Here is a 19,608-nt window from a genome sequence, read left to right as displayed (position 1 = left end):
GTTTAATGTTTCATTCACAATAAGAGTTCAAGCAAGCCAATGTCCTACCACTGTTTTAAAGTAAAAAGTTGATCACTATACGTAAACTTATCTTTTACTCTGTTTTATCTTTAAACTCACACAAGTCTTCAATAATACAACTGCCTCATTTAGGTTTGCGGGCAGTACAAACATAACGGCCATGTAAAATGAGCCAGTGGTGGACATCAACTTTGAATTAAGCAGGTACTACGGTGAAGCTCTTCTGTAATATTAATCCACCCAACGTTTAGGTTTGATTACTACTTTCTTTGGTCAAATAGTTAGCTAAATGGAGAAGTTAATTACTTACGTCGATCATTATTTCTGCTACAAAGCAAAGAAGGTTTTAGGTCAATTAAGAAGGTTTTAAAGTTTATGTAAACTAGAACAGCATTTGCGGTGATGATCTTGACTGGCATTGTTATTGTCATATTATTAAATACAGCATAAATGACATCAGCGCGCCATGCAGCTCAATTAACAACCGAGCATATGAAAGAGATTTAATTAATCGTACACAATTTGGAGAGGTCGAATGAAAGATACTCAGTACACTGAAGATTTTACTTCTGACTATTTTAAAGAAGTATTAACCATCTTTTTCGATGCATTGCCTGATCCGATCTTTGTCATCAACCAAAACGGTTTAATTCTTAGTGTACTTGGCGGTAGTTCACATAAAGTTAATTGCTTCCCCAATGTTAGAGAAAGCCAATACTTACACGATACACTTCCATTAGAGGTTGCTGACAAATGTTTACATACGATAAATAAGGCGATTGAAGATGAATCCCTAATCTGTATAGATTATGAAGTAGAAAAGAAATATCTTTCACCTGAATTTTGTAGCAATCAGTTTTATCAAGGGAGAATATTCCCACTAAAGCAGTATAAGTCTGATCTGAGGGCTGTTTTATGGATAGCAATTAATACTACCGAAAAAGTATTATTCACTAAAAAATTAAATGAACTTGCTATTAATGATGAATTAACAGGGATTAACAATAGAAGGTACTTCAATGAGGTAATGAAGAGAACTTTTGATATGTTTCAGAGAGATAAGGTTTCTTTTTGTATCCTTATGCTCGACATAGATTTTTTTAAAAAGGTGAATGACAGATACGGTCATGATGGTGGTGATGCATTATTAAAAAGCTTAGCCTGCACTTTAAAAGAGTCTTTAAGAGACATTGATTTTTTAGCACGTTACGGTGGCGAAGAATTTATTGCCTTACTTCCCAATACTGAGAAGTCAGACGCGTTTATTGTTGCTCAAAGAGTTCGATTAGCTGTTGAAAAGAGTATTGTCCAGCATGGCACTCAGAAAATAAGGGTAACAATGAGTATTGGGGGCGGGGAAATATCGCCTGGCGATAAAGACTATGAATCAGTAATTAAAAGAGCTGATGTTGCTCTATATGAAGCTAAAAACTCTGGTCGAAACAAAGTCGTTATAGCGTGAATGATTTGTTTTTAATCGATTAAAGAATTAGTAAGGTAGCAAAAGTTAAACTGAAGGCCATAACGATTACCACTGATGGCTGTGATGAGTGAAAGGTTTCATTCTGGTTATTTTTTTATTGCTTAACATTATTTGCTCTAGGCTAGTCAGTTTTATCTTTAAACTCACACAAGTCTTCAATAATACAGCTGCCGCATTTAGGTTTGCGGGCGGTACATACGTAGCGGCCATGCAGAATCAACCAGTGGTGTACATCTACTTTGAACTCGGCAGGTACTACTTTTTCGAGTTTTCTCTCAACCTCAACCACGTTTTTACCCATGGCAAATTTAGTGCGGTTTGATACGCGGTCGATGTGCGTGTCCACCGCTATTGTTGGCCAGACAATGTATAATTAAACTAGATTGTGATACAGTCCTTTCATAATAGATAACTAACGATTTGAAAAGCCCTATGTCAGAAAAACCTTTGTTGTTCAGCTATGTGAGATTTTCTACTCAAGAGCAAGCCAAGGGACATTCCCTTAAAAGGCAATTAGATTATGCAAATAAAGTAGCTAAGGAAAGAGGATTATTATTGGATGAGTCTCTTACAATGAGAGATCTAGGCCTTAGTGCATATCATGGAAATAATATTAAAAAAGGTGCATTTGGAGTATTTTTAAAAGCGATAGAGGACGGTAATATCCCTTCAGGCTCAGTTTTGCTTATTGAAAGTCTAGATAGAATGTCAAGAAGGAAGGTCTCAGAATGCGCAAGTATTGTAACTCAGATAATCAATGCTGGTATTACAGTAATAACCGCAATAGACAACAAAGAATATAACAGCCAACTTATTGATGAAAACCCGTTTGAGTTACTTGCCATGTTGATGATCTTCATGCGAGCAAATGAAGAGAGTGAAAGCAAATCTCAACGTGTACGAGATGTATTGAAACAGCAGTGTGATGATTGGAGTGCGGGCAAGCGTGGATTCAGAGTAAATTGTGGTAAGCCGCCTAGTTGGACTGTGTGGAATGATGATAAAAAAATATTTGAATTTGAGCCACATCATAAAAAAATTATGCTCCGCAAAATAGAGCTTTTTAAAAAAGGATATGGCGGCATAAAAATAGCAATGTTAATTAATAGTGAGTTTGGTGCAGGCACTATTCATCATACTGGTGCCAATGTATATAAAGAGGTTAAGCGTCGTTCACTTATTGGTGAGCTCAATGTAAAAGTAGGGAATGCAGAGTATGGCCTTAAAGGTTATTATCCTCCGCTGATGAGTGAATCTGAATTTAACTTTTTAGTCGCTGATTCATCTAAGCGTGGCGCTACTAAACAATCACAGAAGTTTGTTGGTATTTTATCTGGGGTAGGTGTATTTAAATGCGGCAATTGCGGAAAGTCTGTAGGTTCACATGTTGTTTATCGAAACAAATGTTTGAATGAAGTAAAAAGCAGCCATAAACGATATGGCTGTGTTGAAGCACGGCGAAAAAATAACTGTGAAATGAATTCAACCGTCCAAATTGATGTGATAGAAAAAGCAGTTGTCACTTTTTGCCAAGATAAGGTTAACCTACAGCGTATTTTGTTAAAAGGTGGAGATAGGGAGGCCATTAACAGCCAAGAGGCTAATCTTAGGGCGCGTTTAGTTAAAATTAATGGTGATATAGATTTATTTACTGAGGCTCTTCTGACTTTAAATGGAACTCCGCCACAGGCCATTGCTAACAAAATATCCAAACTTGAGTCTGAGGCACGTGATGTTGAGTCGCAGATTAGTATTAGTAAAAATAAGTTAGCTAGAATTGATAACTCATTTCGTGATGAAGTAACTGATCGGTGGTTATCAATTACTAAAAACCTTATAAAACTTTCCAACGACGAACGTCTAGCTATTCGTCAACTAGTTAAAGACACTTTTAAAAGCATCAGTTTACAATTAAATACATTTAGCGGCGATAAAGGTGGCCTCAATAATGTATTTGAGCGTCTGTTAGGTACCTCAAATGCTGATTACTTTGAGCTTTTACTTGAATTTCATAATGATAAGAGGCGTTTGTTACGTCTGCATAAACATACTGGTGAGCTAGTTAGTGGTTATGACTTTTGACGTAATTACGAAGAGGTCAGTTGCAAGTTTAACCTTGCAACAGGCCATACTTAATATTACTTAGCTAAAGGGCTTAGCTATTGAGGTTCTTTAAAATAATTAGGGTCAATACTTGTAAACTTAGAACAAAAGGTTTCAATAGTGTGGGCCAACATGGCTTCAAAGACCATTGACTCAACAACCATTCCTGACTGAATAATCTTACCTTGATTGGTAATTATCGCTAGCGCAAATCCTTTTTGCATTTGAAGTCCATCATTATTAGAAAAAATAATTTGCATAGAAACCTTTAATTTATTAAAAAAAGAATTGGTTAGCTTGAAGTTTTAATTAATCAAACTAATAGTACTATGATAACTAATTTCAATAAATTTCAAAAGTTTAGTGATTTTTTTGATGAACTTCTGAATACCTCCGCCAAATGGAGATTTACGTTTCATCTTGATTAAAATTCAGAAAAATATACAAAATTTTATTTAATTTTTTTTAGATAAATGGAGGATAAAGTAATTTTATTTGTGTTTTTTTTAAGCGATCGTTAGGGTTGGTTCATTAATTGTTCAATATTTTTATTATCAATAGGTAGGCTTAAGTTATTTTTCACACTGAATTATTTATGCACTTAAAGTGTAGGTTTACTTTCTGGACTTTTTAATAAGCTTGACTAAAACTATTGTTAGTATGGTCGCAGGTAATAGCCAAATATAATCAGTCATATTGTTCTACCTCAAAGTTAGGAACTTTTTTAACCTTAATGATTTTTATTCTTTTTGCAAATTTAGCCTACATAAACGTGATTTTCTATTTTTACCCATCGCATGGCCCTAGTTAATTTCAGGACAATTAACGAGGACAAATCATGAAAAATATTAAATCTCAATTTATTCGCCAATACGTTCGAGCCAGTAGATCTCCGTGGGATGACTGCTCTACAATTTTATTGTTAGCAGATGTAGTTAATGAACAAACATTAGAGTTAAATTTCAATAATTACATCTATTTACATAGAGATAGCGTTGGAAAAATACTTGGCATTAGTATTTCAAATAGTATGTTGGAAAAAAATCCAAGTTTTGAGAATAGGTATTTAGAAGGGCACGACATGACGCTTTTTTTACTTATCTACATAGAGCAAATAACACAGTTTTGTGAGCTGTTCTCTGAGGAGTTTCAGCAAATATTTATGCAAACGCCAACAACATTTTTTGCAGCAGCAGAAAGTGATTGGGTCGATATTATCGACAATGCATAACCCCCTAAGCGAACATTTGTTCGCTTTTTTAAAAATTTTTTCGTAAACCGTTTTAAATACCCATGTCTGATTTTATTTACTAATACGTTATCGATTTTGATAACAAAACACACAAGGATAGTGAACACATGAAACATGCATACGTATCAACATTGGATTTTTTAAATTTATTACAAACATTTTGCCGAGTAATTACCACGAATGACCATCAGATAAACTTATTAGAATTACGCAGTGATAATGCGAATTTAGATGAGCTATGGGAGGTAATTGGCCCTGAAATTACAGCGAATAAAGAGCTAAATCAGTATGCTATGCGAAAGTTTACCTACGAGCTGATGCATGCCCTGATTAGCGACCCAGTAGAGCGGGTGGAGCTGCCATGTGACTTCGAGGATGATGTTTTTTCTTAGGGTCAAATTGGAAAAAGTTAGCTACAGAAACTGAGGCCAAAATAGTTATTTTCAAAACAAAAATAACAGCCTAATCATGTCTCCCCAAATATGCCGTGAATCATTATTTGCTGATTCGCTGCCCTAACTGCAATAGCGTTTAATAGGGCATTTTACTCAGTTACTGAGTATCAAACCTGGGAGGGAGTCCTGCGCAAATACAGGGGGTCGTTACGGTGGCTCAAAAGAGCAGTCATTGTAATCATGTTTGGCAAGGCTTAGAGGTCAAATGCACAAGGGAGGTAGATTTATATCTATCTCCCTTTTGCGTATTTCAGTAAGTCAGTTAGTTCACTCAGTAGCCTCATTACAAATCATATTGGCGAGGTAAAAAATAAAAAATAATTAATTTATTTTTTTAACCGCCAGAAATGAATTAATAAATCTATAAAAGTGCCAAATGAGCCTTTATTTTATCTTTTTCTATTTTAATACTTTTAGAGGGTCATAAGCTTGTGTAATGAAATGAAATATTTAAGTGTTTGGTGGGCAATTTATATGTTTATTGTGGCACTTTATACGAAATGAGTAGGCAATTTATACGGTTTAGGGGGACACCTTTACCGTGAATAAATAAAAATTTTATTTACCAAAAAACTTACCGAAATTTCTTTTATTGGTTGGGTCGCGGTTAGCATAACACCATCAATTAGAAATGAGGTAGAGAGATGAGCAGTAAAAATTCTCCAAAAATTGTTTTCGCTAATAAATTACTACATGCGGGTTATTCGCTCGATATTAATGAGCAGCGATTAATAAATCTAGCGCTGTCTAAAATTAATTCCAAAAAGCCTAACCCAGGAAAAATTGTGATTTATCCAACGGAATATGCCAAGTGTTTCGGCCTCAATAAAAGCAGTGTCTATGAGCAGCTGAGCGCAGCTGCAGAGTCACTAAGAGATAAATCTGTCACTATTTTAGACGATAGTGGGACGTCGCTTTCAATCCCCTGGGTGAGCAATGCAAGATATGAAAAGGTGAAAAATCAGGGCTCGTTTATCACATTGGAGTTCTCAAAAGACATCGAGCCCTATATTTTTAATATTGAGGGTGATTTCACAAGATTATATTTTCATAACACAGTAAAACTTAACACGTTAGCATCATTTCGGTTGTATGCACTCCTAAACGAGGTGCGAAATTATAAAAATTACAAACGACGGGGCTCTGTAGTCCTGAATTTACAACTACCAGAGATGAAACAGAGATTATTTTTATCTGAATCATACGGAGCATGGCGGGATTTTAAAAATCGCGTATTGCTACCGGCTATTGAAAAAATCAATGCCCACACAGATATATGCGTAACGTTTAGGCCCAAAAAAATGGGCAATTGTATTACTGCGATTGAGTTTGCGTACATCACCCAGTGCCCTAGTAAAAGTGAACATATAGCACGGCCGAATCTATTTCGCCGCCCTAAAGTCAAAAAAGGGTCAGCTAAAGAAGGTGTCTGGGCTCGTGAAAACCTCAAGCTATTAAGAACCTATGAGTTGTTAAAACAGAATCAAAACCCTGATTTTAGGTTGGCAAAAGTCGATGTTAGGCGCTGTATAACGTATGCAAAAATCCTTGGTGACGATGAAACTAAGATTTTTTACTCTAAACAATTGAACAAAAAAACCATAACGACTTAATGTTTATACTACTGCATTACGAGTAAAACATTTTCTCAATTTCAGTGCACAGTTTAGTACGGTATATTATTGAGGCACGCAGCAGCTCAGCATCACTTTCACTGAGAAGTGGTGCTCGTGTTTTTTTGTCGTAACGTTCAGGTAGCTCCGTAAGTAGCTGCTCATGTAATCGTTTTATATCATCAAAAATTTTGACCGACTGAGAGAATAAAAAAATCTTACTGTAATCGCTTTTTTTTAACGAGGCCAAATATTTTAGCAAAATGACTTGTCGTGCAGTTTTGTTTTTAAACGAGTGCTCAATCTCAATTGCTGCAACAGAGCCATCTAGGAGTCGTACAGCACCATCTACCGTTCGTGTATCAGATAGGTTATTAATACGTTTAAATTCAGGCTCGGTAATGAATCCACTCCACATTGGGGCGTACGTTTCATCACTGTGATAATTGTGTATACCGCGCAGCATGACAAATGCGTTAATTAGATTATGCATTATATTATTTTGATTGAACTGCAAAGAAGGATTTTTGTTGCTCCTAAAATGCACGTCGATGCCCATTAATTCCTCTGCGAATTTGGCAGCAGTATAGGTAGGCACATAGACGCGACCATCTGGACTGCGGTGTGTTTTTACCACACGCAGCAAACTATCCTTTTCTAGCCGGTTTAAATGCTCTAATGCCAACCGATGATTGATGCCATATAACCAACGAACAATGCCTGGGGTAATAATGGAAAATCGAATCGCGATTAATACGGTCAACCTAGTTCGGTTAACCCCTTTTTGATGATTGTTTGCGCCTGGATAATACCGCATATCAATATCAAAATAGCGAGGGTAGTGAGTGAGAAGTAGGTTGTTCGTTTCTAAATCTTTTGATGGTTTCTGAGTCAATTCACAAAATCCTTTTAGTGAGTTAATTATTAAAATTAACTAGTATCACAGTACACAAATTACCGTTATTTGATGACTTAAACCCCGTTTTTCATTCCGAGATGCTTTAACAGCATGCACGGAATCATTGTCGCGATAATTATCGCAACAAAAGCAGCTTTCAGCTGATGGTCTCTCAACTTCGTTGTTCAACCATAGGGTCTAAAACGCCCGCCAGCTCTGGTGTTGCTCCGCAACGAGCTGGCTCAACGCGCTATCGCGCTAGCGTTTTATACCCAGCGCGAATGTACGAGCTACGCTCCGTACTGACCGCCATACTGCCGCTTCAGACAATGCGATGGGTGCCCCATTATCCGCATTTTTCTTCGCTTTTATTTTCTACGAAAATAGATGGTTCGATATCAATTTGTGCCAAATTTTAATCGAATTTCGCTGATGCGAAACACTATCGCGGTCAGTACAGACCAGCTGTACATTCGCGCTTTCTCCATGTGTCTACGGCTTCGCCTACACCACATTACGCGCTTGTTGGCCTCATTCTGAGGCGCTATTTTGCAGTTTTTCGTGCCGAAAAATGCGTTTAAAAAAACCTGTCTTGCAGACAAAAGCCGCCTCCAAAATAAACTTATTAATGAATTTTTTTAGAAAAAGAATAAAAGGTTTTACTTAATAAAATTAGGTGTAATAAGGGAAGGGCTAATTACTTAATTCAAACCGTTTGTTGCTGAGCTGCGCAGTCAAACGGTTTGTTTTTTATCACGAAATCATTAAATTTGAAAGCAAATTAATGACTAATAAGGTTTAAAAATGAAAAATAATGACGTTACTGATATCGCGATTAATCCAGCCAGCGGTCTGCCTATTACGAATGCGAGTTGTAATATTGTTGATGTTGGCGGCAATGTGGTGGGCCAATCTAATCGAGTAATGACCGTTTATGAAATTGAAGATTCGATAGCCGATTCAAACAATGATGACTGTTTTGATGCTTTTGACCCGCTCGATGACGGTTTTTAATGCTCAAAATATTGAAAACTATTAATCAATATCGAATAGAAGTCGTCTATTCGACTATTGCATTCATTGGCTCAGCTATACTATTTTTTCAATATCAATCAACTCAAAATTTTGCGTGGTTTATTTCGCTCACTTTATTCTGTAGCAAAATGGCTATTGGCATAATTAACTATGAGCAATATTGCCAAAGCAATAAGCGTAGTATGAAGATAGCGCTCAAATATTTGTTATTTAAATTTGTATAAAACCTGTTTATTTGTCCTAAACACAAAGCGCTCCGAGTTAATCAGGCGCTTTTTTAGTTTTATAAGTATTTAAGTTTTTGACCAGTCTGCCTTTAAGCTAGTTAAAATATTTTGATTCGACAAACATCAACGTATAAATTATGAAATATTAGATATCAAGTGTGGGCTTGTGGGTACCATCATTTCAGATGATTTTGAGCCACAGCTTGAGAATAACTACAATTTGAAGTAAAACAGGGCACAAAAATTGATATTTTTGATTAGAGCTTCAATTTTAATTTAGAGTAAAAGTATTTTCAGTTAGTGCCAGAGTAGGTCGGATAAGCTAAGCGCCATCAGACACAGTAAAATACTTTACCAATTATTATGTTGTCGAGTGGCTGGAGAGTGCCAAAAGCGGACACTTCTAGTCAATGGTGAGCAACGAATTTATAGCTTGCACAAATATCAGATGTACCTAAAAGTATTTGTAAGTTTAATTAAAGCAATATAGCTGACGAATCCCCACGAATGGCGTAGATAAAACAAATAGTTAGAGGCGAAGGGAACATTCATGGCAGTTCCCGATCTGATCTTTCGCCAAAAACACCTAACCATGAATGCTGCCATGAATGTAAAAACAATGCTCGCCGATTTCCTCTCATTTGTCACCCCCAAATGTATGCACAAAGCCCGATTTTTAGCTGTGGGGGCGGCAGTACAAAGCTTGATGCAGAATGGCCAATGCACGGTAACGGCTATCGGCCGTAATTTTGACAGTGAAACGTCATAAAAACACGGCATCAAACGAGCTGACCGTTTGCTAAGAAATGAAGCGCTTCAAGCAGAGGCGCCGCTTATTTATGGCGAAATGACCCGCTTGCTACGTCAGGGCAAACAGCCGCTGATTTTAGTGGACTGGAGCAATGCCGACACCGAAAAGCGCCATTTTATCCTGCGTGCCAGCCTGGCGCTGGAAGGTCGCCCACTGACGTTACATCAAGTTGTTGTGCCGATGGACGAGTATACGTGCCCACACGTACACAGGGCGTTTTTATACCGGTTAAAGCAGGTACTGCCGGCAGACTTTAAGCCGGTGATTATTACCGATGCGGGTTTTAAAGTGCCGTGGTTTAAGCAAATACGTAAGCTCGGCTGGCATTACATTGCCAGAGTTCGTGGCAACCAGACACTGCAACTACCCGGCCAGGATGCCTATATCACGGTTGCCAAAGCCTACAAAAAAGCACGCCCTACGCCCCAAGTCTTGGGTGAGGTTAAGCTGACCAAAGCCCAGCAATATCGCACTCAAGCCGTGCTGGTGGGCACCGGTTGGAAGCTGCGAAAATCCGACAAACACAAGCAATATAAAGAGCCGTGGTTGTTGGTCTCATCCTTGCCCAATTGCTTCGATTACGCGACGAAGATTGCCAAATGCTACGGCAAACGCATGCAAATAGAAGAGAGCTTCCGCGACCAGAAAAGCCAGACCTATGGCTTAGGTAGCGAAGCCCACCGTACTTATAAACGCGAACGATTGGAAGTGCTGTTGCTATTGGCGGCACTGGCAAATTGGTTGCATTACATGATAGGGCTGGCGGCAGAGCTGGCCGGGAAGCACTTGCAGTTTCAGGCTAACAGCATCAAACATCGGCGAGTACTCTCATTTAACTACCTGGGAATGCGATTATCAAAGGCCGCCCAGCTGGGCTTAACTGAAGAAGAGATACAAGCGGCAAGACGGCAAGTCACGCTCTGGGCCGCAGAGTTTGACTGGGGTGTCATCAAACTGGAAAAGAGCTGATACTATGGTCAAATTCGAGGGGATCCCTCAGCAAATATTCATAAATGTTTATACAGCATCAATTGACTTAGTCAAAAATTTGCATTAGTATTGGAGATGTATATTTGTAAGAGAATTTTATGTCTAAAGCATTTTCAAAAGTCTTAGTAATGACGCTTATGCTGGTTGCCTTTGTAGGGCAAGCATTTGCGTATTCTGCTATGCCTTGCGAAATGTCATCAGGTTCTCACGAATCACACATGAACATGAACATGAACATGGATCATGGTGATATGAATAAAAGCAGTAATGGTCAATCAGAAGATTGTTGTGACGTTGAATGTATTTGTCCTGCAAATGCTTGCTCATCTACGACAGTCCTAAATTCCAGTATTGATTCGACAGATATTCAAATATTCAGTGAATCTGTAGCTGCTCTGCAATCTAAACAACCTCATTCAATTTCCACTTCCCTTTATCGTCCACCAATTTTTGCCTAATACAGGATTAGTGCGTCCAAATTTCTCGCACATGTAATTAATTTTTCTGTTAGTCAATATAGCGTCGTAGCGCTATAGATATTTTCCAGCGATGTCTGGGGGCAAAAATGATCAATAAGTATTTAAAAATAGCAGTAGTAATGCTGCTTTCACCTGCGTTTGCAAACGCCAACGAACATAACCATGCACACAATAACGACGTAACACCTTTGGAGTTAATCGTTTATAAAACCCCTACTTGTGGGTGTTGTAAAAAATGGATAACTCATATTGAAGACAAAGGGATCGTTGCGCATTCCAAAGATTTCCGAAACATCGGCAACATCAAAACTAAGTATGGTATCAAACCTAATTACCGTTCATGCCACACGGCAGTGAGTAGAAATGGATTTGCCTTTGAAGGTCATATACCTGCTAAATTTATTCAGCAGTTCTTATCAGAAGAACATCCCAATGCGATTGGGCTTTCAGTTCCAGCAATGCCAGTTGGCTCTCCCGGTATGGAAGTCGATGACCGCTTTATGCCATACAACGTGTTAATTCTATTTAAAGATGGAACGAGCAAAGTCTATGCAAAAGTTAAGACATACGAGGAGCAATTCTAATGAAATTGAACTCTTCAAACCTTACTTCACTTTCAACTGCATTAATACTCGGCTTATCTGTATTCTCAGCTCAAGCTGAGAAAGTAGTGTCGCTTGAACAAGCTATCACCTTAGCTCAGCAAAATGATCCTTGGCTTCATGGTAGCCGATTGAAACAAAGTGCAGTTGAAAATAGAAGTATTGCTTCAGGTACTTTGCCTGATCCGAAAGTATCGCTAGGGATAATGAATTTACCAACAGATACTTGGGATTTAGATCAGGAAGGAATGACTCAGCTAAAGGTTGGCGTCTCTCAAATGTTTCCGAGAGGCGACAGTCTAGAGATCAAGAAAGACCAGTTACAAATTGAGTCCACGAAATTTCCACTGTTACGAGAGGATCGTAAAGCTAAGTTGAAAAGCCAAGTGTCACAACTTTGGTTAGATGCTTACTTAGCCCAACAAACTATTAAATTGATTGAAGATGATTGGTCTCTCTTTGAGCAGATGGCGGAAGTGGCTAAAGCTAGCTATTCAAACGTTGTTGGTAAAACTAGACAGCAAGATGTTATTCGTGCTCAGTTGGAAATCGTGCAGTTAGATGACAGATTAACTTCGCAAAAGCAGAAACTAGAAACGACAATCGCTCGTCTCAATGAGTGGCTTCATATTTACGATGCGGATCGTTTGAATGAATCATTCAACTTTGACGCGCAACCATTAGAGTTTAGCGTCTCAAAAGAATTGCCTTCGATTCAATTGAATAATCCAACAGTCCTAAAAGCATCTAATTACTCAAGAAATCTATTGGCTCAGGAGCTTTCGAATCACCCAGCCATACTTGCGATTGATATAAAACGCAAAGCTTCAGAAAAAGGAATTGAGTTAGCCAAACAGCAATATGAGCCGCAATGGGGTGTTAATGCTAGTTATGCCTATCGCGACAATATGCCCTCTGGTGATAGCCGAGCTGATTTATTTTCTGTTGGGGTAACGTTTGATTTACCCTTGTTTACCGAGAACAGACAAGATAAGCAAGTTGCAGCTTCTATTGCAGATTCAGAGACTATTAAAACCGAGAAACTATTACTGACAAAGCAAATGATCAGTGTTTTAGAAAAAGAACTAAGACAGCTTAAACGCTTATCAGATAGACAATCTATCTATCAAGAACAACTCCTTAAACAAACTCATGACCAAGCAGAAGCGTCATTGACAGCCTACACAAATGATGATGGCGATTTTGCCGAAGTTGTTCGAGCAAGAATTGCCGAATTAAATACCAGAATATCAGCTTTAAGAATTGATGTTGACGCACTTAAAACAGTTGCTCGTATCAACTATTTCTTTGCACATTCTCAATCTAACTCAAATGCTGAACATAAGTCGATGCAAACTTCACACAAAACTAATCAGCACTTATCCAGTCAGCAATTTGGAGAAAAATAATGTCAACGAATACAAAAACAATTATTGCCATCATCATTGGGGCAGCACTTGGTGCTGGAGCATTGAGTTTATATCAAGGTACTGGCTCAAACAGTAATAGTAATGAAGCAACATCAGGAGAAAAAAAGCCTCTGTATTGGGTTGCACCGATGGATTCTAATTACCGCCGGGACAAGCCCGGTAAGTCGCCTATGGGGATGGATCTAATTCCAGTGTATGAGGAAGGATCATCTGGTGATGACTTTGGCCCCGGAGCAGTAAAAATTGCGCCTCATGTAGTGAATAACCTTGGGGTTCGCACTGCACCTGTTGAACTGAAAAATATGCATACTGAAATCTCAACGGTAGGTTATGTTCAATATGATGAAGATAAGCTAATTCATATCCACCCACGGGTTGATGGCTGGATTGATAAACTTTACATCAAAGCAGCAGGTAACCCTGTAGAGAAAGGGCAGCCTCTTTATACACTATATTCTCCTCAGTTAGTTAATGCTCAGGAAGAGCTGTTAATAGCGTTAAAGCGCAACAATAGTTCTTTAATTTCAGCAGCCAAAGATCGCCTAAAAGCGTTACAGCTTTCAGCAGACTTTGTTCAAAAGCTAGAAAAGACACGAAAGGTTCAGCAAACAATTACCTTTTATTCACCACAAGCAGGTGTTGTCGATGGTTTGAAGGTTAGAGAAGGTTTTTATGTAAAGCCGGGAAACACCTTATTAAGCATTGGCCAGCTAGATCAAGTTTGGGTTGAAGCAGAAGTGTTTGAACGTGACGCAGCCTTAATTAAAAAAGGACTTCCTGTATCAATGACACTGGATTATTTACCCGGTGAGGACTGGGCTGGTGTCGTTGATTATGTTTATCCAACATTGAACAGTAAAACACGCACACTCCGAGTGAGATTGAAATTTGATAACACAGACTATCAATTAAAACCAAATATGTTTGCACAAGTCTCTATTCACGCTAATCAAGCTGATAGCACCATCCTCGTGCCTAAAGAAGCCGTTATTAGAACAGGTAAACAGGACAGAGTAGTACTTGCGTTAGGTGATGGGCAATTTAAATCTATTGAAGTGACTATTGGCCGGGTTGATATCGACAGCATCGAAATATTAGACGGCTTAAATGAAGATGACGTTGTGGTGACATCTGCCCAATTCTTGATTGATTCTGAATCAAGTAAAAGCTCTGACTTTAAACGAATGACTCATGATGAAGTGCCTAACTCTGTTTGGATGCAAGGGGATGTTAATAGTGTTATGGCAGGGCACCGCATGGTTAATATTTCACATGGCCCTGCTGAAGCTTGGGATTGGCCTGAAATGGTTATGGATTTTACTGTGGCTGAAAAAGTCGATATTGACTCATTAAAGTCAGGTCAATCTTTGCACTTTGAAGTGAGCAAAACCGAAGACGGTGGATATGAAATTACTGGAATTCATATCATGAGTGAGCCTGAAGTATCATCAGCAACAGTATCTGGTTTGATTAATGCGATTGATATTGATACACGGATTCTAAATATTAGCAGAGGCCCAATAGAGAAATGGGATAGACCTGCTGCGACGATGGATTTTATCGTCGCGGACAATATAGAAATGGTTGATTTCAATGTCGGTGATAATGTCACTTTCACTTTTGAGGTTAGAGATGACTTAGTTATCACTGACATTTCTCTTGAATCAGATGAACAACACGGCAAGGAAAATAAAGCTGCTGTTGATCATTCTAATCATTAAGTGGGAGAAAAATAATGATTGAATCAATTATTAGATGGTCTATCGGCAATCGTTTCTTTGTTTTGTTGATTACCTTAATTATCGCGTTTGGTGGTTTGTATTCATTACAAAAAACACCAGTAGATGCACTCCCCGATCTTTCTGATGTGCAGGTGATAATTAAGACGAGCTATCCGGGACAGGCACCACAAGTAGTGCAGGATCAAGTGACATTTCCTCTTACTACAGCGATGTTATCAGTGCCGGGGGCGCAAACTGTTCGTGGTTACTCATTTTTTGGTGATTCCTACGTCTACATTATTTTTGATGACGATACTGATTTGTATTGGGCTAGAAGCAGAGTACTTGAATACTTAAGCCAAGTAGCATCAAGCCTGCCTGATTCGGCAAAACCTCAATTAGGACCTGATGCAACAGGTGTGGGTTGGGTATACATTTACGCTTTAACAGATAAGTCTGGAAACCATGATCTAAGCCAATTAAGAAGCATTCAAGACTGGTTCTTAAAGTATGAACTACAAACTGTTCCGGGCGTGTCCGAAGTTGCCGCCGTTGGTGGTATGGTTAAGCAGTATCAAGTGCAAGTAGATCCTGATAAATTGAGAGCTTACGATATTCCTCTAAGTTTAATACAAATAGCCTTACAAAAAGGGAACAAAGAAACTGGCGCATCCGTTGTGGAAATGGCTGAAGCTGAATATATGGTTACCGCAACGGGGTATATTCAATCAGTTAGTGATATAGAGAAAATCCCACTTGGTATTAACGAACAAGGCACGCCATTGCGTATTGGTGATGTTGCTACCGTTAATTTAGGGCCTCAAATGCGCCGTGGTATCGCAGAGCTTAATGGTGAAGGCGAAGTTGTTGGTGGTGTTGTCGTTATGCGCTTTGGTGAAAACGCTCAACAAACCATAAACGGGGTAAAAGAAAAACTTGAATCGCTTAAATCTTCTCTACCAGAGGGGGTGGAGATTGTCCCTGTTTATGACAGATCGAAGTTAATAGATCGTGCTGTTGATAATCTTTGGAGCAAGTTGCTAGAGGAGCTTGCAGTCGTTGCTATTGTCTGTGTGGCTTTCCTATTTCATCTTCGCTCATCTATTGTGGCAGTTGTTACTCTGCCATTAGGTATCTTGGTGTCGTTCATTATCATGTATATGCAAGGCATCAATGCCAACATTATGTCTTTAGGCGGTATCGCTATTGCGATTGGTGCGATGACTGATGGTGCAATAGTGATGATTGAAAATATGCACAAGCATATGGAGAAAACACCACTAACAGATGAAAATCGCTGGCAAATTGTTGCTAAGGCTGCGAGTGAAGTAGGCCCTGCACTATTTTTTAGCTTACTGATCATTACAGTCTCATTCTTACCTGTATTTATCTTGGAAGCGCAAGAAGGAAGAATGTTCTCTCCGCTCGCCTATACAAAAACCTATGCAATGGCGGCATCAGCAGGTTTGGCGATCACATTGGTGCCTGTTTTGATGGGCTACTTTATTCGAGGCAAAGTTGTTTCTGAAAAGAAAAACCCGTTAAACCGATTATTGATTGCTATCTACATGCCTGTTTTAAAGCAAGTCATGAAGTTTCCAAAATCGACAATAGTAGCAGCAATATTAGTGACTATCGTTGGCTTTTGGCCTGTCGATAAAATTGGTAGTGAATTCATTCCGCCATTGGATGAAGGCGATCTCATGTATATGCCTACTACCTATCCCGGTATTTCAATTGGTAAAGCAAGGGAGTTATTGCAGCAAACAGACAAGCTTATTCGCACTGTGCCAGAAGTTGAAACTGTATTTGGTAAAGTAGGAAGAGCTGAAACTGCAACCGATCCTGCACCTTTAACCATGATTGAAACCTTTATTCAATTGAAGCCACAAGAGCAGTGGCGAGAGGGTGTGACTACTGAATCGTTAAAAGCTGAGTTTGATAAATTGGTTAAGTTTCCGGGCTTAACGAATGCTTGGGTTATGCCAATCAAGACCCGAATCGACATGTTAGCAACAGGCATAAAAACGCCTGTGGGTATTAAAGTCGCCGGACCAGAGCTTGATGTGATTCAGGAAATCGGCCAACAAATAGAGCAAATTTTACCCGAAGTTACAGGCACAGCATCAGTTTACTCAGAGCGAGTTGCAGGTGGACGATATATCAAGGTTGATATTTCACGCGATAAGGCAAGTCGCTTTGGGTTAAACATCGAAGATGTTCAACAAGTGGTTTCTACAGCTATTGGTGGTATGAACGTTACCCAAACGGTAGAAGGTCAAGAGCGTTACCCTGTTAACTTACGCTATCCGCAAGACTATCGAGACTCTCCTGAGCAGCTATCACGATTACCTGTTGTAACACCAAGTGGTCAACGCATTGCACTAGGTGATGTCGCAGATATTCGAGTTGAGAACGGTCCGCCGGGGATTAAGAGTGAAAATGCTCGTTTAAATGGCTGGACGTTTATCGATATAGACGGTGTTGATGTAGGTACTTATGTTGAAAGTGCAAAAATACACTTGGCTAATAATCTAAAACTACCAGCAGGTTATTCAATTACTTGGGCTGGGCAATACGAATATATGGAAAGAGCGAAAGAAAAGCTCACCTATGTATTGCCTTTAACACTCGCCATTATTGTTATTCTACTTTACTTAAACTTCAGAGCGTTTAGTGAGGTGGCTATCATTATCGTTACCTTGCCTATGGCGATGATTGGTGGCTTATGGTTGATGTATCTGGAAGGGTTTAACTTCTCTGTGGCTGTTGGCGTGGGCTTTATTGCTCTAGCTGGGGTAGCGGTTGAGATTGGTGTGATAATGTTGGTCTATCTCAATCAGGCACTTGCTGAGCTTAAGGAAAAAGCTGAAGAGCGAGCTGAACCTATCTCTGATGATGCATATCAAGATGCATTATTGCACGGTGCAGGCTTACGAGTTCGTCCAGTAATGATGACAGTTGCAACAATCATTATCGGCTTGATGCCCATTTTATATGGTACAGGAACAGGTTCGGAGATTATGAGTCGTATTGCTGCACCTATGGTAGGCGGAATGACAAGTGCTGTGCTACTCACTCTTATTGTGCTCCCAGTAATTTACTCAATCGTTAAAAAGCCAGAATTAAACGCCTTTAACAAGGAGCTTTCTAAGGCGGAGCTAAAAAGTAATGCTTAGCGAAGTTAAGAAACCATAAATAGCAATTTCAATAAACTAAAATAGAGGTAAATATGAAAAAACTAATTAAATTTTTAACCGTAATCAGTGTCGTTTTTAGTAGTGCGGTATTTGCGCATGTGCATCTTGAAAAAAGTGTGCCTGCTGATAATGCAATGCTAATGAATCCTCCAGAAGAGTTAACTTTGGTGTTCACCAAAGAGGTACGTGTTGTAAAAGTTTCATTGGCCAATAAACAAGGCGAAGAATTTAAATTTGGATTCGAGCCTTCTAAAGTCGCTACTAGCAAATTTACATGGAAACTACCTAAATTAGCTCCTGCAAACTATGCTGTGGATGTAACCTTCTTAGGTAACGATGGTCATAAAATGAAACATAGCTTCGGCTTTATGGTTCACTAAAATAGGCGGTGTGATTGATATGGAAATGTATATCTGGAATACAGTCATTGTACTGTCAAAAATTGTATTTTACGTCGGCTTTGCCTGTATTGCTGGTTATACATTTTTCAGGCAAATATTTGAGAATAATGAATCTCATACTAATACTGTAATAGCGAATTTAACGTGGACAAGAACTTATATAGTTATGGCTTTGATCGCTAATATTACTTGGTTCTTTGCCAGTACTGGTGCAATGGCAGAAGAGGGAATTCAGGGGGCGATAGACGCTGATATATTGGCTATTATGTGGGACTCCTCTGTCGGCACTGGAGCTTTGCTTCGAGCGCTTGGGCTAGTTACCGCAATAATCGCTTTAGCTTTAAGGTTCAAACTCGCTGTGAACTCGTACTTAAAACAAAGCGCTTTAATGTTGAGTTTATTAATCCTTGCATACTCATTCACGTTACTGGGTCATATTTCTGAGTTAGGCACAATTGAAAAAGGCTTGCTTATTTTGCATGTGCTCGTTATGGCATGGTGGTTTGGGGCGTTATTGCCACTAAAACAGGCTTGCCATCAGCTAAGTTATGCAGAACTTCATTTGCTGATGGAAAGCTTTGGCAAACAAGCAAGTTTTACAGTGAGCCTATTGTTGGTAGCAGGCCTCTGGCTCGTGATTCAATTGGTCGGAAGTCTTGATGCACTAATAAGCTCAAGTTACGGACAAACACTGTTGTTTAAATTGGCCCTTGTAGTGTCTATTTTGGCACTTGCTGCTAAACATAAACTAATACTCGTTCCACAACTTAAAAATAGTCAAGGCAGAGAGGCTTTATCTAAATCTATCTCGATAGAAATGCTAGTAGCTTTTGCCATTTTATCTGTAACGGCTGGGCTTACTAGTGTTGTTGGCCCTGCAAATTAAA

15 protein-coding genes and 3 pseudogenes are annotated in these 19,608 nt (G+C 38.9%); 14 read left to right on the top strand and 4 right to left on the bottom strand.

The window, feature by feature from the left end:
* Positions 1-145 precede the first annotated feature (145 nt).
* A pseudogene (locus CWB62_RS18905) lies at positions 146-217 on the bottom strand (endonuclease III); the annotation flags it as partial.
* A gap of 339 nt (positions 218-556) precedes the next feature.
* Between CWB62_RS18905 and CWB62_RS16990 the strand changes: the two are divergent.
* Entirely contained in the window at positions 557-1,483 is a 927-nt protein-coding gene (locus tag CWB62_RS16990) for a GGDEF domain-containing protein (protein WP_138529308.1), read from the top strand.
* 142 nt (positions 1,484-1,625) lie between these two features.
* Here the strand turns inward: CWB62_RS16990 and CWB62_RS16985 are convergent.
* Positions 1,626-1,865, bottom strand: a pseudogene (locus CWB62_RS16985) (iron-sulfur binding domain-containing protein); the annotation flags it as partial.
* A 71-nt stretch (positions 1,866-1,936) separates the two neighbouring features.
* Here CWB62_RS16985 and CWB62_RS16980 point away from each other — a divergent pair.
* Positions 1,937-3,586 (top strand): recombinase family protein, encoded by a 1,650-nt coding sequence (locus CWB62_RS16980; protein WP_138529306.1) that lies wholly within the window; start codon positions 1,937-1,939, stop codon positions 3,584-3,586.
* A gap of 77 nt (positions 3,587-3,663) precedes the next feature.
* Here the strand turns inward: CWB62_RS16980 and CWB62_RS16975 are convergent, their stop codons facing one another.
* Positions 3,664-3,867 (bottom strand): hypothetical protein, encoded by a 204-nt coding sequence (locus CWB62_RS16975; protein WP_004589242.1) that lies wholly within the window; start codon positions 3,865-3,867, stop codon positions 3,664-3,666.
* A 578-nt stretch (positions 3,868-4,445) separates the two neighbouring features.
* Here CWB62_RS16975 and CWB62_RS16970 point away from each other — a divergent pair.
* The 3 genes from CWB62_RS16970 to CWB62_RS16960 all read left to right on the top strand — a co-directional run bounded on the left by CWB62_RS16970 (position 4,446) and on the right by CWB62_RS16960 (position 6,927).
* Positions 4,446-4,838 carry a hypothetical protein gene (locus CWB62_RS16970; protein WP_138529304.1) on the top strand — a complete coding sequence of 131 codons (393 nt, stop codon included), beginning with the start codon at positions 4,446-4,448 and terminating at the stop codon, positions 4,836-4,838.
* A 128-nt stretch (positions 4,839-4,966) separates the two neighbouring features.
* Positions 4,967-5,251 (top strand): hypothetical protein, encoded by a 285-nt coding sequence (locus CWB62_RS16965; RefSeq protein ID WP_024601268.1) that lies wholly within the window; start codon positions 4,967-4,969, stop codon positions 5,249-5,251.
* 707 nt (positions 5,252-5,958) lie between these two features.
* Positions 5,959-6,927 carry a replication initiation protein gene (locus CWB62_RS16960; RefSeq protein ID WP_138529302.1) on the top strand — a complete coding sequence of 323 codons (969 nt, stop codon included), beginning with the start codon at positions 5,959-5,961 and terminating at the stop codon, positions 6,925-6,927.
* A gap of 16 nt (positions 6,928-6,943) precedes the next feature.
* On the opposite strand, the gene CWB62_RS16955 is transcribed toward CWB62_RS16960, so the two are convergent.
* Positions 6,944-7,822, bottom strand: a complete 879-nt coding sequence (locus CWB62_RS16955; protein ID WP_138529300.1) for a hypothetical protein — start codon at positions 7,820-7,822, stop codon at positions 6,944-6,946.
* 807 nt (positions 7,823-8,629) lie between these two features.
* Between CWB62_RS16955 and CWB62_RS16950 the strand changes: the two genes are divergently transcribed.
* The 9 genes and pseudogenes from CWB62_RS16950 (at position 8,630) to CWB62_RS16905 (ending at position 19,607) form a co-directional block, all read left to right on the top strand.
* A complete protein-coding gene (locus CWB62_RS16950) occupies positions 8,630-8,839 on the top strand; it encodes a hypothetical protein (RefSeq protein WP_064664176.1) in 210 nt (69 codons plus the stop codon).
* Between the two features lie 852 nt (positions 8,840-9,691).
* Positions 9,692-10,867: pseudogene (locus tag CWB62_RS16940) on the top strand (IS4 family transposase).
* A gap of 119 nt (positions 10,868-10,986) precedes the next feature.
* Positions 10,987-11,346 (top strand): hypothetical protein, encoded by a 360-nt coding sequence (locus CWB62_RS16935; RefSeq protein WP_004589251.1) that lies wholly within the window; start codon positions 10,987-10,989, stop codon positions 11,344-11,346.
* 107 nt (positions 11,347-11,453) lie between these two features.
* Positions 11,454-11,951, top strand: a complete 498-nt coding sequence (locus tag CWB62_RS16930) for a DUF411 domain-containing protein (protein WP_004589252.1) — start codon at positions 11,454-11,456, stop codon at positions 11,949-11,951.
* Positions 11,951-13,378, top strand: coding sequence for a TolC family protein (locus tag CWB62_RS16925; RefSeq protein ID WP_004589253.1), 1,428 nt, complete (start codon positions 11,951-11,953; stop codon positions 13,376-13,378). The genes CWB62_RS16930 and CWB62_RS16925 overlap by 1 nt, the downstream gene beginning before the upstream one ends.
* Entirely contained in the window at positions 13,378-15,120 is a 1,743-nt protein-coding gene (locus CWB62_RS16920) for an efflux RND transporter periplasmic adaptor subunit (protein WP_004589254.1), read from the top strand. Before CWB62_RS16925 ends, CWB62_RS16920 begins: the two co-directional genes overlap by 1 nt.
* A 14-nt stretch (positions 15,121-15,134) precedes the next feature.
* The gene (locus CWB62_RS16915; protein WP_008467841.1) at positions 15,135-18,299 is read left to right on the top strand and encodes an efflux RND transporter permease subunit; all 3,165 of its coding nucleotides are present in this window, start codon (positions 15,135-15,137) and stop codon (positions 18,297-18,299) included.
* A 53-nt stretch (positions 18,300-18,352) separates the two neighbouring features.
* Positions 18,353-18,700, top strand: a complete 348-nt coding sequence (locus CWB62_RS16910) for a copper resistance CopC family protein (protein WP_010558032.1) — start codon at positions 18,353-18,355, stop codon at positions 18,698-18,700.
* A gap of 19 nt (positions 18,701-18,719) precedes the next feature.
* Positions 18,720-19,607, top strand: coding sequence for a CopD family protein (locus tag CWB62_RS16905; protein WP_010558031.1), 888 nt, complete (start codon positions 18,720-18,722; stop codon positions 19,605-19,607).
* Position 19,608 lies beyond the last annotated feature (1 nt).

This window comes from Pseudoalteromonas sp. S408 (assembly GCF_005886645.1).
Taxonomy (GTDB): Bacteria; Pseudomonadota; Gammaproteobacteria; order Enterobacterales; family Alteromonadaceae; genus Pseudoalteromonas.
This window is presented reverse-complemented; position numbering and strand designations above follow the sequence as displayed.

Excerpts from the sequence above, each read along its gene's own strand:
- CWB62_RS16990 (WP_138529308.1), top strand. The coding sequence starts at position 557 with ATGAAAGATACTCAGTACACTGAAGATTTTACTTCTGACTATTTTAAA.
- CWB62_RS16980 (WP_138529306.1), top strand. The coding sequence starts at position 1,937 with ATGTCAGAAAAACCTTTGTTGTTCAGCTATGTGAGATTTTCTACTCAA.
- CWB62_RS16975 (WP_004589242.1), bottom strand. The coding sequence starts at position 3,867 with ATGCAAATTATTTTTTCTAATAATGATGGACTTCAAATGCAAAAAGGA.
- CWB62_RS16905 (WP_010558031.1), top strand. The coding sequence starts at position 18,720 with ATGGAAATGTATATCTGGAATACAGTCATTGTACTGTCAAAAATTGTA.
- CWB62_RS16950 (WP_064664176.1), top strand. The coding sequence starts at position 8,630 with ATGAAAAATAATGACGTTACTGATATCGCGATTAATCCAGCCAGCGGT.
- CWB62_RS16965 (WP_024601268.1), top strand. The coding sequence starts at position 4,967 with ATGAAACATGCATACGTATCAACATTGGATTTTTTAAATTTATTACAA.
- CWB62_RS16960 (WP_138529302.1), top strand. The coding sequence starts at position 5,959 with ATGAGCAGTAAAAATTCTCCAAAAATTGTTTTCGCTAATAAATTACTA.
- CWB62_RS16930 (WP_004589252.1), top strand. The coding sequence starts at position 11,454 with ATGATCAATAAGTATTTAAAAATAGCAGTAGTAATGCTGCTTTCACCT.
- CWB62_RS16970 (WP_138529304.1), top strand. The coding sequence starts at position 4,446 with ATGAAAAATATTAAATCTCAATTTATTCGCCAATACGTTCGAGCCAGT.
- CWB62_RS16935 (WP_004589251.1), top strand. The coding sequence starts at position 10,987 with ATGTCTAAAGCATTTTCAAAAGTCTTAGTAATGACGCTTATGCTGGTT.
- CWB62_RS16920 (WP_004589254.1), top strand. The coding sequence starts at position 13,378 with ATGTCAACGAATACAAAAACAATTATTGCCATCATCATTGGGGCAGCA.
- CWB62_RS16910 (WP_010558032.1), top strand. The coding sequence starts at position 18,353 with ATGAAAAAACTAATTAAATTTTTAACCGTAATCAGTGTCGTTTTTAGT.
- CWB62_RS16915 (WP_008467841.1), top strand. The coding sequence starts at position 15,135 with ATGATTGAATCAATTATTAGATGGTCTATCGGCAATCGTTTCTTTGTT.
- CWB62_RS16925 (WP_004589253.1), top strand. The coding sequence starts at position 11,951 with ATGAAATTGAACTCTTCAAACCTTACTTCACTTTCAACTGCATTAATA.